The organism is Kribbella sp. NPDC051586, assembly GCF_044453965.1.
In the GTDB taxonomy this organism is placed as follows: Bacteria; Actinomycetota; Actinomycetes; order Propionibacteriales; family Kribbellaceae; genus Kribbella.
Genome location: NZ_JBITDF010000001.1, coordinates 858,759 through 872,143, shown reverse-complemented (window position 1 = coordinate 872,143; position 13,385 = coordinate 858,759). Strand labels below are relative to the sequence as shown.

The following is a 13,385-nucleotide window of genomic DNA, read 5'->3' as shown; positions in this document are numbered from 1 at the left end:
CACCTTTCTGATCAACGAATCGCGCCCGCGGTGAGCCCGCGGACGATGAAGCGCTGGCCGAAGATCACGATGGCCAGCGTTGGCAGGATGGACAGGGTGACGCCGGCCAGGATCAGTCCAGGGTCGGCCGCCTCCACGTCGTTGAGTTGGCTGATGCCGATCTGCAAGGTCCGGCGGGACGCCGAGTCGCCGATCAGCAGCGGCCAGAAGAACTGGTTCCAGGCGGACAGGAACACGTACAGCCCGACCGCCATCAGCGCGGGCTTGTTCAACGGCAGCAGGATCTGCCGCAGGAACCGCCCGTGCCCGCACCCGTCGATCGTGGCCGCGTCCCGCAGCTCGGTCGGGAACTGCAGGAACGACTGCCGCAGCAGGAACACCCCGAACGCGTTCGCCAGGAACGGCAGCACCAGCGCGATCATCGTCCCCGCATACGTCGCGGTCAGCCGCTGACCGCCGAGCTGCCAACTGGTGATGGTCAGGTAGTTCGGCAGCACGATCGACTCCCACGGCACCATCAGCGTGGCCAGGAACAGCCCGAAGAGCACCGTGCGCCCCCACATCCGCATGAAGACGAACGCGTACGCCGCCAGCACGCTCGTGATCAGCTGCGACAGCGTGATCACCGATGTCTGCAGGATCGAGTTCAGGTACTGCTGCCCGATCGGTGTGCCCGACGACGTGGCGCCCTTGTAGTTGCCGGTGAAGATCCCGTGCGGGAAGAGGTCCGGCGGGTACGACGAGATCTGTCCGGGCGACATGACCGATCCGGCGATGACGTAGTACACCGGGAAGATCACCAGCAGGGCCGCGCCGATGAGTACGACGTACGTGACGATTCGACCGATCTTCACTTGTAGTGCACCCGCCTCTCCAGGACGCCGAACTGGATCGCCGTGCAGATCAGCAGGATCACCAGCAGCACGATCGCCTGGGCCGATGCGGCGCCGAAGTCGCTGGCGTTGTTCGCGAAGGCGGTGTGGTAGATCGAGTAGACGAGCGTCTTCGTGGACTGCTCCGGCCCGCCCTCGGGGGTGAGGATCTTGATCTGCCCGAAGCCCTGCAGGGACTGGATCGTCGAGATCACGACCAGGAAGAACAGCTGCGGCCCGAGCAGTGGGATGGTGATGTACCGCGAGGCGCGCCAGCCGCCGGCGCCGTCCAGTGTCGCCGCCTCGTTGAGCTCGGCCGGAATCGCGCCGATGCCCGCGGACAGGACCAGCACGTTGTACCCGATGCTCATCCAGACCGTAGTGATCGAAACACTGATCAGCGCCCAGGACGGATCGGTCAGCCAGCCGATCCGGTCCACGCCGAACCGGCCGAGCAGACCGTTGGCGAGGCCGATCGCCGGGTTGTAGATGGTCGCGAAGATCACCGACGCGCTCGCGACCGAGAACGCGAACGGCAGCGCGAACGCGGTCCGGAAGACCCGGATGCCCTTGATGTGCTGCTCGAGCAGCAGCACGACCACCAGCCCGCCGAGTACGCCGGGGATCACGGTGAGCAGCACGAATGCGAACGTCACCCCGAGGATGTGCCGGAAGCCGGGCGATCCGAGCATGTCGCGGTAGTGCTGCAGCCCCACGTACGCGTCCGGCCGGCCGAAGAGGTCAGAGCCGTGCAGGGACAGCGAGACGGACTTCCCGAGCGGCCAGACGATGAACAGCGCGAACACCACCAGGCACGGCACGAGCATCAGCCAGGACAGCAGGGACGCCGGGGCCGGCCGGCGGCCGGCGCGCGCCGGTACGGTCGATGTAGTCAATCGCTCACCTCCAGTAAATCCGCAGTCTTACACCGCGCGGGGCCGCAAGGGCCAGGGCACGCTAGGCTGATGGCCCGTGAAGGTCTTGGTGATCGGCTCAGGTGGCCGCGAACACGCACTGGCCTGGGCGCTGACCCAGGACCCCGAGGTCGAGCAGGTCGTAGCGGCCCCGGGGAATCCTGGCATCGCGACGTTGCGCGCGGCGTACGACGGGCAAATGGTCAGTTGCCGTTCGGTGGACATTTCCGACCATGACGCCGTCGTCGCGCTCGCGCAAGAGTTGGATGCCGACCTGGTCGTCGTCGGCCCGGAGGCGCCGTTGGTGGCCGGCCTGGCCGATCCGCTGCGCGACGTCGGCATCGCGGTCTTCGGTCCGTCCCGCGAGGCGGCCCAGATCGAGGGTTCGAAGGCGTTCGCGAAGGACGTGATGGCCGCGGCGAGCGTGCCGACCGGCCGCGCGTACGTGTGCACGACGCCCGAGGAGGCCGCGACCGCGATCGACGCGTTCGGGCCGCCGTACGTCGTGAAGGACGACGGACTCGCCGCCGGCAAAGGCGTTGTCGTCACCTCGGATCGTGAGGAGGCGCTCGCGCACGCGGCCGGGTGCGAGCAGGTGCTGATCGAGGAGTTCCTCGACGGCCCCGAGGTCTCGCTGTTCGCGATCACCGACGGCACCACGGTGCTGCCGATGCAGCCGGCGCAGGACTTCAAGCGCCTCGGTGACGACGACGAAGGCCCGAACACCGGTGGCATGGGCGCGTACACGCCGTTGCCGTGGGCACCGGACGACCTGGTTGGCGAGATCACCGAGAAGGTCCTGCAGCCGACCGTCGACGAGCTCCGCCACCGCGGTACGCCCTTCAGCGGCCTGCTGTACGCCGGTCTCGCGCTGACGTCGCGTGGCGTCCGGGTGATCGAGTTCAACTGCCGCTTCGGCGACCCGGAGACGCAGGCCCTGCTGCCGATGCTGAAGACCCCGCTCGGCGGCCTGCTGCTCGCCGCCGCCACCGGCAAGCTGGCCGACCAGGGCGACCTGAGCTGGCGGGACGCCGCGTCGGTCGCTGTCGTCGTCGCCGCGAAGAAGTACCCGTCCAGCCCGCGCAAGGGCGACGCCATCGCCGGTGTCGAGCAGGCCGAGAGCGACGACGTACGGGTCTTCCATGCGGGTACTGCGCTCGACGGCGAGGAGCTCGTCACGGCCGGGGGACGCGTGCTCGCGGTCAGCGCGGTCGGCAAGGACCTCTCCGAGGCGCGGCAGCGTGCGTACGCCGCGGTCGGTCAGATCCGGATCAAGGGCTCGCAGCACCGCACCGACATCGCCCTGAAGGCCGAGCGCGGCGAGATCACCGTCTGACCTATCCGGCGGTCCAGGTGCCGGCGGAAGGCCCGATGGACCCGTCGAAGGTGTTGTCCCGCACAGGGTTGGCCGAGGCGACCTTCGGCATCGCGGGGCGGGGATGCTCGAGCATCTCGCGGAGCTGTGCGTCCTCGATGCCGGCTGTGCCGAGGACGGCGACGCGCCGAAGACCGCTGCCGGGCCGCTCGGCGAGATCGCGGTACGTCCGGCTGAACCAGCGGACGAACCGGAGCTGGCCCTTCGCCCGGACGGCGGCGTCGAGGGCCGCCACCTCCTCGGTGGCCGCGAGCTGGACGAGGAAGTCGGCCACGCCGACCCCGCTCTCCGGGACCAGAGCGAGGGCGGCGGCCTCGACCGGGTACGCCGACTCCGTGCGGGCGAGCTTGATCCGTTGCCGCTTGTGGGCGACCTCCAGGCGGCCGTCGGCGGCCAATGCCACGAAAGTGACCAGTGCGGCACGCTCCGCGCCGCCGACCAGCCACGCGACCTCGTACGTCGTCAGCTTGTCCATGTACTCAGAGTGACCTTCAATAGGGTCAGAATCCGATGGAACCGGATCGAAGGGTCGGGGGTGTCAGTGGGTATGGAGACGGAGGGGCTGCGGGAGTTCTACCGCGCGCACCAGCCACGGCTGGTCGGGGTGATCTCGCTGCTGACCGGGTCACGCGCCGAGGCGGAAGACATCGTCCAGGAGGCGTTCGTCCGGTTGGTGCCCCGCTGGCAGAAGGTCTCGCGGTACGACGCTCCGGAGGCCTGGGTGCGCCTGGTCGCCGTGCGGCTGGCCGCGAACCGGCACCGCGACGGCAACCGGTTCACGCAACTGTTCCACCGGCTGCCGGCGGAGCACGTCCCGGACCCCGCCGACAGGTACGCCGGTGACCTCGAGCAGGCTCTCGCCGGCCTGCCGATGCCGACCCGGCAGGTCGTCGTCCTCCATTACGTCTGTGACCTGAGCGTGGCTCAGGTGGCGGACACGCTCGGGATCGCGGAAGGCACGGTCAAGTCGCGCCTGTCCCGCGCCCGGGACGCCCTGTCCGATTCATTGCTGTTGAGGAGTGACGACCATGCCTGATCTGCAGGAGGACCTGCAGGCGCTCGCGGACCGCAAGGCCGCCGAGTCCGCCGGTGACTTCGACTCCGTCCTGACCGCGGCGCGTTCGCGCAAGCGCCGTCTGACCGCCGGCCTGACCGTGCTCGGCGCGGCCGTCGTGGTCGGCGCCGTCGCGGTCGTCCCCACCCTCCGGCCGGCCCACGACGCGCCCGTGGCCGACAGCCCGGTCCCGACGAACATGGTCGCGCCGCCCGAGGTGTCGGTCCAGCCGAACCCGGAGCCGGCTGTCAAGGCGGGTCCGCTGACGCTGACCTCGGCGAAGGCGCTGGTCGCCGGCGGCCAGGTCGTCGCGTCCTTCCCGGACAAGCAGGTCCGGGGCGTGACCTTCTCGCTGGCCTCGGCGGCCAAGCCGGACGTCCCGCTGTACACGCTGGTGTCCAAGGTCCCGGGTGACGCGACCCCGCCGTACGCGATCCGGATCAACGGTGAGATGGGCATCGCGATCCCGCAGTACAAGGGCGCCGGGCCGTACACGCTGGCCATGCCGAAGGGGCTCGCCGCCGGTTCCTACCAGGTATGCACCCTGTCGGGCGCCAAGCTCTGTGGTCTGGTGACCGTCAAGTAGTAGCCGTCTGGGAGAATGGGGCTCGTGACCAAGCCCCTGATCCCCAATGTTCTCGCCGCGCGCTACGCCAGTCTGTCGATGGCGGAGCTGTGGTCGCCGGAGCACAAGATCGTGCTCGAGCGGAAGCTCTGGGTCGCGGTGCTCAAGGCCCAGAAGGAGCTCGGGGTCGCGGTTCCGGACGGGGTCGTCGAGGACTACGAGCAGGTGATCGACCAGGTCGACCTGGCGTCGATCGCGGCCCGCGAGCGGGTCACGCGGCACGACGTGAAGGCGCGGATCGAGGAGTTCAGCGCGCTCGCCGGGCACGAGCACATCCACAAGGGGATGACGAGTCGTGACCTGACCGAGAACGTCGAGCAGCTCCAGATCCGCGCCGGTCTCGACCTGGTCCGGGACCGCGCGGTGGCAACCGCCGTACAGCTGGGCCAGAAGGCGGCCGAGCACGCGGCGCTGGTGCTGACCGGCCGGTCCCACAACGTCGCCGCGCAGGCGACCACGCTGGGCAAGCGGTTCGCGTCGGCGGCCGACGAGCTGCTGGTCGCGATCGCGCGGATCGAGGAGCTGATCGAGCGGTATCCGCTGCGCGGCATCAAGGGCCCGGTCGGGACGTCGCAGGACATGCTGGACCTGTTCGGTGGTGACGCGACGAAGCTGGCCACCCTGGAGACCACGATCGCGCAGCACCTCGGCTTCAGTCACACGCTGACCAGCGTCGGCCAGGTGTACCCGCGGTCGCTCGACTACGAGGTCGTCTCCGCGCTGGTGCAGCTGGCCGCGGGGCCGTCCAGCCTGGCCACGACGATCCGGCTGATGGCCGGGCACGAGCTGGTCACCGAAGGCTTCAAGGAGGGCCAGGTCGGCTCCTCGGCGATGCCGCACAAGATGAACACCCGGTCCTGCGAACGGGTCAACGGCCTCGCCGTCATCCTCCGCGGGTACGCCTCGATGGCGGGCGAGCTGGCCGGCAACCAGTGGAACGAGGGCGACGTCTTCTGCTCCGTCGTACGGCGGGTCGCGCTGCCGGACGCGTTCTTCGCGCTGGACGGGCTGTTCGAGACGTTCCTGACGGTCCTCGACGAGTTCGGGGTGTATCCGGCCGTCGTGTCGCGTGAGCTCGAGCGGTACCTGCCCTTCCTGACCACGACCAAGGTGCTGATGGCCGCGGTGAAGAACGGCGTCGGCCGGGAGACCGCGCACGAGGTGATCAAGGAGCACGCGGTCGCGACCGCGCTCGACCTGCGCAAGGGGCTGGCCGGCAACGACCTGTTCCACCGCCTCGGCGTCGACGGCCGGCTCGGCCTGACCGAGGAGCAGATCGTCGGCATCGTCGGCGAGCCGCTGTCCTTCACCGGTGCGGCCGTCGCCCAGGTCGGCGACGTCGTCGCGAAGATCGACGACCTCGCCAAGCGCTACCCGGAGGCGGCCGGCTACACGCCTGGTGACATCCTCTAACCCGTGTTCGCACCGCTCACCTGGATCCTTGTCGGGCTGTCGCTGGCCGCGGCCGTTTTCGCCGTCGTACTGGCGGCGCGCGACAAGCGGATCAACTGGACATTGCTCGGCGCGCTCGGCGTCATCGAGGTCGGCCTGCTCGTGCAGCTGGTGATCGGCATCGTGCAGCTGACCGGCACCGACCGCGATGTGTCCGGGCCGTTCTTCGTCGGGTACCTGATCGGGTCGCTGATCATCCTGCCGATCGGCGCGTTCTGGGCGCTGGCGGAGAGCAGCCGCTGGGGCGCCGGTGCGCTGGCCATCGCCTGCGTCGTGATCCCGATCCTCGAGCTCCGGTTGTACGACGTGTGGACGGCCTGACATGACCGATCCCGCGGCGACCAAGCACGGGCCCGGACGGATCCTGATCGCGGTGTACGGCGTGTTCGCGCTGGCCGCGACCGCACGGGCCGGCGTACAGATCGCGACCAAGTTCAGCGATGCGCCGATCGCCTACCTGTTGTCGGCTGTTGCCGCGATCATCTATTGCGCGGCGACGTACGCGCTGGCCAAGGCGACCAAGGTGTCCCGCAAGGTGGCGACGACGGCGATCGTGATCGAGCTGATCGGCGTGATCACGATCGGCGCGTTCAGCTACGCCGTGCCGGACGACTTCCCCGACGCGACCGTGTGGTCGCACTTCGGCCAGGGCTACGGCTTCGTGCCGGTGGTGCTGCCGGTACTCGGATTGCTCTGGCTCCGTCGCACGCGGTAACTGCCAGCGAACTGCCAGCCACACGCAGGGAGTGGCACAGGTTGACCGGACAGCATCGGTGTCATGCAGATTCCAGGTCATCCTCGGGTCGAGATCGTCGTACCCGTCAAGAACGAGGAAAACGACCTCGGACCGAACATCAGACGGTTGCGGGAGTTCCTCGACACCGCTTTCCCGTTCCCGGCCGAGGTCTGCATCGCGGACAACGGAAGCACGGACGCGACATATGAGATCGGCATGCTGCTCGCGAGCGAGCTGCCCGGGGTCCGGATCGTCCGGCTCGAGCAGTCCGGCCGCGGCCGTGCGCTGAAGCAGGTCTGGTCCGCGAGTGCCGCCGAGGTACTCGTGTACATGGACGTCGACCTGTCCACCAATCTGAACGCCCTCCTGCCGCTGGTGGCGCCGCTGCTGGCCGGGCACAGTGATGTTGCCATCGGTACCCGGTTGGCGAAGAGCTCCCGCGTGGTCCGGCGGCCGAAGCGCGAATTCATCTCGCGCTCGTACAACCTGTTGCTTCGGGCAACGCTGAGCGCGCACTTCTCCGACGCGCAGTGCGGGTTCAAGGCGATCCGCGCCGACGTGGCGCAGGAGCTGCTGCCGCTGGTCGAGGACACCAGCTGGTTCTTCGACACCGAGCTGCTGGTGCTCGCGGAGAAGGCCGGTCTGCGGATCCACGAAGTACCGGTGGACTGGGTCGACGACCTCGACTCCCGGGTCGCGATCGCGAAGACGGTCGGCGAGGATCTGCGGGGGATCGCTCGCCTGATGCGCAGCCGCGTCGATCTGGAGCCGATCCGGCAGAAGTACGGCCGGCCGCGGGTCCTCGACCCCCGGACGGCGATGGCGGCCCGGGTACTGCGCTTCTGCGCGGTCGGCGTACTCAGCACAGCGGCGTACGCGCTGCTCTATCTCGTGCTGCGCCAAGGCATGCCGGCCCAGGTCGCGAACCTGCTCTCCCTGCTGATCACCGCGGTCGGCAACACCACGCTCAACCGCCGGATCACCTTCGGCGTCCGCGGGGTGGAGGGTCGCTGGCGGCATCAGCTCCGCGGCCTGGTTGCCTTCGGCATCGGCTGGAGCCTGACCGCGGCCTCGCTGTGGCTGTTGCACACGGCAATCGTCGCGCCACACCAAGCGGTGGAGATCACCGTGCTCACCATCGCCAACCTGGCCGCCACCGTGGTCCGGTTCAGCCTCTTCCAGACGTGGGTGTTCGACGACGACGCGCCTACCCTGCCCGCCTTCGAACCCCCAGCGGTTCTCGACCAAACCCGGAGCAACTGAGATGACCACGCTGACTGATCCCGTCGAGGCCACCCGGCCTCGCTCGATCACAACGCAGTACACGCTGAGTCGGGACAAGGTCCTGTACGGCGGTCTGCTCGTGCTGACCGCGATCGCGTACCTGTGGGGTCTGTCCAAGAACGGATATGCCAACGAGTACTACGCGGCCGCCGTACAGGCCGGGTCGAAGAGCTGGAAGGCCTGGTTCTTCGGGTCGTTCGACTCGTCGAGCTTCATCACCGTGGACAAGACCCCGGGTTCGCTGTGGGTGATGGGGTTGTCCGCGCGGATCTTCGGGTTCAACAGCTGGAGCATGCTGGTGCCCCAGGCGCTGATGGGCGTCGCGAGCGTCGGCTTCGTGTACGTGTCGGTGCGGCGCTGGTTCTCCGCGAACGCCGGTCTGCTGGCCGGCGCGATCCTCGCGCTGACGCCGGTCGCGGTGCTGATGTTCCGGTTCAACAACCCGGACGCGCTGCTGATCCTGCTGCTGTGCGCCGGTGCGTGGGCGGTGACGCGGGCGGTCGACTCGGTGAAGCACTCGGCGCGGTGGATGATTCTTGCCGGCGCGCTCGTCGGGTTCGGGTTCCTGACGAAGATGCTGCAGGCGTTCCTGATCCTGCCGGCGTTCGGGATCGCTTACCTGGTTGCCGGGAGGCCCGCGTTGGGGAAGCGGCTGCTGCATCTGGTGTCGGCGACGGTCTCGCTGATCGTGAGCGCCGGCTGGTGGGTCGCGATCGTCGAGCTGCTGCCGGCGTCCGCGCGGCCGTACGTCGGTGGGTCGTCCAACAACAGCATTCTCGAGCTGACCCTCGGGTACAACGGCCTCGGGCGGTTGAGCGGCAACGAGTCCGGGTCTGTTGGCGGCGGTGTTGGCAACCCCGGCTGGGGCGGCGCGACCGGGCTGCAGCGGTTGTTCGGTGGCGAGTTCGGGTCGCAGATCTCCTGGCTGCTGCCGGCTGCGTTGCTGGCGACCGTCGTACTGGTCGTTGCCGCGGGCAAGGCGCCGCGGACGGACAAGACTCGTGCCTTCGCGTTGCTGTGGGGCGGGTGGCTGGTTGCCACCGCGCTGGTGTTCAGCTACATGCAGGGCATCATCCACCCCTACTACATGATCGCGTTGGCGCCGGCGTTCGGCGCGGTGATCGGTGGCGCGATGTCGATCCTGTGGCGGCGGCGGTCCGAGTGGTTGCCGCGGGCAACGCTCGCGGGTGGAGCGTTGCTGACGGCCGGTTGGAGCTTCGCGTTGCTGAACGCGACTTCGTCCTGGCACCCGTGGCTGCGGTGGCTCGTGCTGGTCACCGGTGTGCTCGCGGCCGGACTGATCATGCTGCTGCCCGAGCTCAAGCTGCATCGGACGGCTGCTCGGCGGGCTGGGGTGGCCGCTGCGGCGATCCTGACCTTCAGCGCATTGGCTGGGCCTACGGCGTACTCGCTGTCCACGATCAGCTCGGCGCACACCGGGGCGATCCCGACTGCCGGGCCTGGCGGAATGGGCGGTATGGGCGGTATGGGCGGTGGGCGCGGTGGTTTCCCTGGCGGTGGAGGAATGGGTACGCCGCCTGGTCAGACCGGCACCGGTACGGGGACCGGCACTGGAACCGGTACTACTGGGCAGCCTGGGACCGGTACGACGACCGGAGGCGGAATGCCTGGCGGTGGTGGTGGCGTCGGCGGGTTCCTTGGTGGCGGCGGGATCAGTGGGGTCTCGAGTGAGCTGGTGACGCTGTTGCAGCAGGGTGCGAAGGGGTACACCTGGGCCGCCGCGGCGGTGACCGCGAACGGGGCCGCGCCGCTGCAGATCGCCTCTGGCGAGCCGATCATGGCGATCGGCGGGTTCAACGGGACCGATCCGGCGCCGTCGCTGACCGAGTTCAAGCAACTGGTTGCCCAGGGCAAGATCCACTACTTCGTCGGTAGTGGCGGCGGCGGGATGATGGGCGGCCGCGACGGCACCTCGAGCGAGATCGCCACGTGGGTCAGTGAGAACTTCACCGCCCAGACCGTTGGCAGCACCACCGTGTACGACCTCTCCACCGGAACAGGAGCATGAAGATGACGCAACACCAGGAAGCCCAGTGGCAGGCAGCCAAGGCCGCCCAGCCCGGCTCCACTCCACAGCCTGAATCCGCCGGGGATGCTGCCCAGCAAGCAGGCTCCGCCTCGCAGCCCGGTGCCGCCTCGCAGCCCGGTGCCGCCTCGCAGCCCGGTGCGGCCCCGCAGGCTGGTGCTGCACAGGCTGGAGCTGCACAGCACGCAGGTGCTGTACCGCAGGCTGGATCCGCTTCCTACGGGGGTTCTGCGCCGCAGGAGGGATTCGCCCCGCACGCGGCGGGCTCCTCGGCGGGCGCTGCTTCACCCTCGACCCAGTCTGCTCCGGCGGCGCCAGGCTCGAAGCGGCCTAGCAACGTGGTCCTCGCCGGGGCCGGGTCGGTGCTTGCGGTGCTCGCATTCCTTGGTGGGATGGCGGTCGGGCACTCGTGGGACGGGACGAGTACCCAGCAGAACCAGTTCGGTGGGCCGGGCGGTGGTGGCGGCTTCGGTCGCGGATTCCAGGGACAAGGCAACGGACAGGGCAACGGACAAGGCACCGGGCAGGGAACTGGCCAAGGGACTGGACAGGGCGCCGGGCAGGGGCAAGGCACGCTTCCCGGTCAGGGCACCCTGCCGAGCCAGGGGACGCAGCAGGGTCAGGGAACCCAGCAAGGCCAGGGAACCCAGCAACAGCCAGGCACGACACAGAACGGGTGAACCTGCCTTGAAGTAGACAGCCCGGCGGGTCATGAGCGGACACTCGGCCCGCCGGGCGCCATTTCTGGACGGTCGTCAAGCCGTGGGACGACACGCGGAATGGTTCACCGGCCCGCGGGGTGGGGTAGGGATGGGGGCGTGGAATGGTCGAACGTCACCTGGTTCCTGACCGCGCTCGGTGCGGTCGTCGTGCTGATCACGCGCGTCCGGCTCGGCGGCACGGTGGTCGACGGCACCGCTCGCGGCGCGGGCCGGCACGGGTTTTCCGCTGCCCTGCTGCGGTTGCACACCGTCGTCGGCGTGATCACGCTGATCGGCTGGGTCGTTGCCCTGGTCACCGGTCGGCGGGAGATCGCGCTGCTGATGCTGACCGGCTGGTGGTTGCTGACGGTCATCGGATTGTTGCTTCTGGCCCGTTGGTTGCCGAGTGGAGGCAAGCATTCCGAAGACACGAAGAGTGACGCCTGGGGCTCCAGCGCCGGCCTGTCCGTCCTCGGGCACGTCGGCATGCTCGTCGGCGTCTGCTACTTCACCTTCGTCACCATCACCGAGCGCCTCTGAGCCCTGCGATCAGTGCCGTGACAGAGCGTCGTACGCCGGCCTCGAACGCCTTTGGTGACAGCGTCGCGCCCGCGCCCGCGACGCGGTCGTACAGCAGCCCGTCCATCATCGCGGCCACCGGCCACGCCGCAGCCTCCGGCTCGGGTACGCCGAGCCCGCCGAGCAGTTGCGCAAGCATCGCCCGCAACTGCTTCCCGCCGTCCTCGATCGCGGCTCGCAGTTCCGGCTGACGGCTCGCCTCCAGCGACAACTCGTACCGCGCGATCAGGTCGTCCGGCCGATCGTGTGCGAGCCCGACTGTCATCCCGACCATCAACTCGACCGGATCCGCACCGGCCGGCGGCATCCCGCTCACGTCCCGGGTGAGCATCCGGCTCACGCATGCGGTGAGGAGGGCGATGCGGGTGCGGAGGTAGTACGACGTGGAGCCGGGTGGGAGGCCGGCCTCGGTGTCGACCGCGCGGTGGGTCAGCCCGCGCAGGCCGCGGGTCGCGACCAGGTGGATGGCGGCGTCGGCGATCGCGTCCTGTCGATCCGCACCCCGCGGAACCTGCTTAGGCCCTGTCTGGTGATCCATCGCCTACTCCGCGGCACTCGGCACGGCACCTCGCCGCACCGAGCACCTGCTCGCTACGGCGCTGGATCACCAGACAGGGCCTATTCACGCGGTCAGTCTCGCACTTCCCAAGCCAACTCTACAGATGTAGAGTCAACGATATGAGGAAGGCGATCGTGGTCGGAGCGGGTATCGGAGGCGCCGCCGCTGCTGTTGCGTTGCAGCAGAGTGGATGGCAGGTCACAGTGCTGGAGCGTGCTCCGGAGCTGGGCGAGGTGGGGGCCGGGATCTCGGTCTGGCCGGCGGCGGTCGCGGTGCTCGAGGAGCTCGGGGTGAAGGGCGTCGAGAAGGTGTCGGTGCCGTCCAAGCCGGCCGGTATGCGCAGGCCGGACGGCCGGTGGGTGGTCAGTGCGGCCGAGCTCGGCGTCGAGCTGCCGGTGATGATCCACCGGGCGCAGTTGCACGACCTGATCACCGCCCAGTTCGGTCCGGCCGTGACGGTGCGGACCGGGTACGAGGTGCGGACGGTCGCGCAGGACGCGGACGGCGTCACGGTCAACGGTGAGCTCCACGCCGACCTCGTGGTCGCCGCGGACGGGATCCGGAGCGCGGTGCGCGGCGCGCTGTACCCGCAGTACAAGGGTCCGCGGTACTCCGGCTTCTCGGCGTACCGGGGGATCGCGGACGTGGATCTCGACGACGGTGGTGGGGAGACGTGGGGCCGTGGGCAACTGTTCGGGTTCGCGCGGCTGATCGACGGGCGGTTCTACTGGTACGGAACGGTGAACCAGCCGGCGGGTGCGACAAGCGAGCCGAACGTGTTCCAGAGCTGGCACGATCCGATCCCGAAGCTGATCGCCGGCAGCGAGAAGGTGCTGCAGAACGACATCTACGACCTGACGCTGCCGCTCGTCCCGTTCGTGCAGGGCCGGATCGTCCTGCTCGGGGACGCGGCCCACGCGATGACGCCGAACCTGGGCCGCGGCGCCTGCTCGGCGATCGAGGACGCCGGCGCCCTGGCGCGCCACCTGCAGGCCAGTGAACTGCCGGCGGCGCTGACGGCGTACGACGCCGAACGGCGACCCGCGACGACCAAGCTGATCAAACGGTCACGGAGTCTCGGCCGGCTCGCGCAGACCGAGAATCCGGTGGTGTGCGGGCTCCGTGACGGCCTGTTCGCTCTGGGGGGCAAGCTGATGGCGCTGCGCGCCCGCAAGTAGGCTCGCGGC

14 protein-coding genes are annotated in these 13,385 nt (G+C 69.1%); 10 read left to right on the top strand and 4 right to left on the bottom strand.

The genetic code is table 11. The annotated features are described in order from the left end of the window. Positions 1-11: 11 nt before the first annotated feature. Both ACIA58_RS04320 and ACIA58_RS04315 read right to left on the bottom strand, forming a co-directional pair. Positions 12-854, bottom strand: a complete 843-nt coding sequence (locus ACIA58_RS04320) for a carbohydrate ABC transporter permease (RefSeq protein WP_396402149.1) — start codon at positions 852-854, stop codon at positions 12-14. Then, a complete protein-coding gene (locus ACIA58_RS04315; RefSeq protein ID WP_396402148.1) occupies positions 851-1,768 on the bottom strand; it encodes a carbohydrate ABC transporter permease in 918 nt (305 codons plus the stop codon). Before ACIA58_RS04315 ends, ACIA58_RS04320 begins: the two co-directional genes overlap by 4 nt. Positions 1,769-1,844: 76 nt before the next feature. On the opposite strand from ACIA58_RS04315, the gene purD reads away from it, so the two are divergent. Then, positions 1,845-3,122, top strand: a complete 1,278-nt coding sequence (gene purD, locus ACIA58_RS04310) for a phosphoribosylamine--glycine ligase (protein ID WP_396402147.1) — start codon at positions 1,845-1,847, stop codon at positions 3,120-3,122. A 1-nt stretch (position 3,123) separates the two neighbouring features. On the opposite strand, the gene ACIA58_RS04305 is transcribed toward purD, so the two are convergent. Then, positions 3,124-3,636, bottom strand: a complete 513-nt coding sequence (locus tag ACIA58_RS04305) for a hypothetical protein (RefSeq protein WP_396402146.1) — start codon at positions 3,634-3,636, stop codon at positions 3,124-3,126. Positions 3,637-3,708: 72 nt separating this feature from the next. On the opposite strand from ACIA58_RS04305, the gene ACIA58_RS04300 reads away from it, so the two are divergent. From ACIA58_RS04300 to ACIA58_RS04265, 8 genes are all read left to right on the top strand, one after another. Next, the gene (locus ACIA58_RS04300) at positions 3,709-4,197 is read left to right on the top strand and encodes a SigE family RNA polymerase sigma factor (protein WP_396402145.1); all 489 of its coding nucleotides are present in this window, start codon (positions 3,709-3,711) and stop codon (positions 4,195-4,197) included. Further along, entirely contained in the window at positions 4,190-4,801 is a 612-nt protein-coding gene (locus ACIA58_RS04295; RefSeq protein ID WP_396402144.1) for a hypothetical protein, read from the top strand. The genes ACIA58_RS04300 and ACIA58_RS04295 overlap by 8 nt, the downstream gene beginning before the upstream one ends. 15 nt (positions 4,802-4,816) lie before the next feature. Next, complete coding sequence (purB, locus tag ACIA58_RS04290) at positions 4,817-6,253, top strand: adenylosuccinate lyase (protein ID WP_396402143.1); 1,437 nt, start codon at positions 4,817-4,819, stop codon at positions 6,251-6,253. Between the two features lie 3 nt (positions 6,254-6,256). Beyond that, positions 6,257-6,613 (top strand): hypothetical protein, encoded by a 357-nt coding sequence (locus ACIA58_RS04285; protein WP_396402142.1) that lies wholly within the window; start codon positions 6,257-6,259, stop codon positions 6,611-6,613. Between the two features lies 1 nt (position 6,614). Then, positions 6,615-7,007 carry a hypothetical protein gene (locus tag ACIA58_RS04280; RefSeq protein ID WP_396402141.1) on the top strand — a complete coding sequence of 131 codons (393 nt, stop codon included), beginning with the start codon at positions 6,615-6,617 and terminating at the stop codon, positions 7,005-7,007. Between the two features lie 63 nt (positions 7,008-7,070). Beyond that, entirely contained in the window at positions 7,071-8,291 is a 1,221-nt protein-coding gene (locus ACIA58_RS04275) for a glycosyltransferase (protein WP_396402140.1), read from the top strand. A 1-nt stretch (position 8,292) separates the two neighbouring features. Continuing rightward, on the top strand, positions 8,293-10,341 hold the full coding sequence (locus ACIA58_RS04270) for a glycosyltransferase family 39 protein (protein WP_396402139.1): 2,049 nt from the start codon (positions 8,293-8,295) through the stop codon (positions 10,339-10,341). A gap of 836 nt (positions 10,342-11,177) precedes the next feature. Then, positions 11,178-11,600 carry a hypothetical protein gene (locus ACIA58_RS04265; protein WP_396402138.1) on the top strand — a complete coding sequence of 141 codons (423 nt, stop codon included), beginning with the start codon at positions 11,178-11,180 and terminating at the stop codon, positions 11,598-11,600. Here the strand turns inward: ACIA58_RS04265 and ACIA58_RS04260 are convergent. Next, positions 11,584-12,177, bottom strand: a complete 594-nt coding sequence (locus ACIA58_RS04260) for a TetR/AcrR family transcriptional regulator (RefSeq protein ID WP_396402137.1) — start codon at positions 12,175-12,177, stop codon at positions 11,584-11,586. The genes ACIA58_RS04265 and ACIA58_RS04260 overlap by 17 nt on opposite strands. A 140-nt stretch (positions 12,178-12,317) precedes the next feature. Here ACIA58_RS04260 and ACIA58_RS04255 point away from each other — a divergent pair, with 140 nt between their 5' ends. Continuing rightward, positions 12,318-13,376 carry an FAD-dependent monooxygenase gene (locus tag ACIA58_RS04255; protein ID WP_396402136.1) on the top strand — a complete coding sequence of 353 codons (1,059 nt, stop codon included), beginning with the start codon at positions 12,318-12,320 and terminating at the stop codon, positions 13,374-13,376. Positions 13,377-13,385 lie beyond the last annotated feature (9 nt).

Bases quoted from the DNA above. Each gene is read 5' to 3' on its own strand.
- ACIA58_RS04280 (WP_396402141.1), top strand. From the start codon at position 6,615: ATGACCGATCCCGCGGCGACCAAGCACGGGCCCGGACGGATCCTGATC.
- ACIA58_RS04300 (WP_396402145.1), top strand. From the start codon at position 3,709: ATGGAGACGGAGGGGCTGCGGGAGTTCTACCGCGCGCACCAGCCACGG.
- ACIA58_RS04270 (WP_396402139.1), top strand. From the start codon at position 8,293: ATGACCACGCTGACTGATCCCGTCGAGGCCACCCGGCCTCGCTCGATC.
- ACIA58_RS04255 (WP_396402136.1), top strand. From the start codon at position 12,318: ATGAGGAAGGCGATCGTGGTCGGAGCGGGTATCGGAGGCGCCGCCGCT.
- purB (WP_396402143.1), top strand. From the start codon at position 4,817: ATGGGGCTCGTGACCAAGCCCCTGATCCCCAATGTTCTCGCCGCGCGC.
- ACIA58_RS04275 (WP_396402140.1), top strand. From the start codon at position 7,071: ATGCAGATTCCAGGTCATCCTCGGGTCGAGATCGTCGTACCCGTCAAG.
- ACIA58_RS04305 (WP_396402146.1), bottom strand. From the start codon at position 3,636: ATGGACAAGCTGACGACGTACGAGGTCGCGTGGCTGGTCGGCGGCGCG.
- ACIA58_RS04260 (WP_396402137.1), bottom strand. From the start codon at position 12,177: ATGGATCACCAGACAGGGCCTAAGCAGGTTCCGCGGGGTGCGGATCGA.
- ACIA58_RS04295 (WP_396402144.1), top strand. From the start codon at position 4,190: ATGCCTGATCTGCAGGAGGACCTGCAGGCGCTCGCGGACCGCAAGGCC.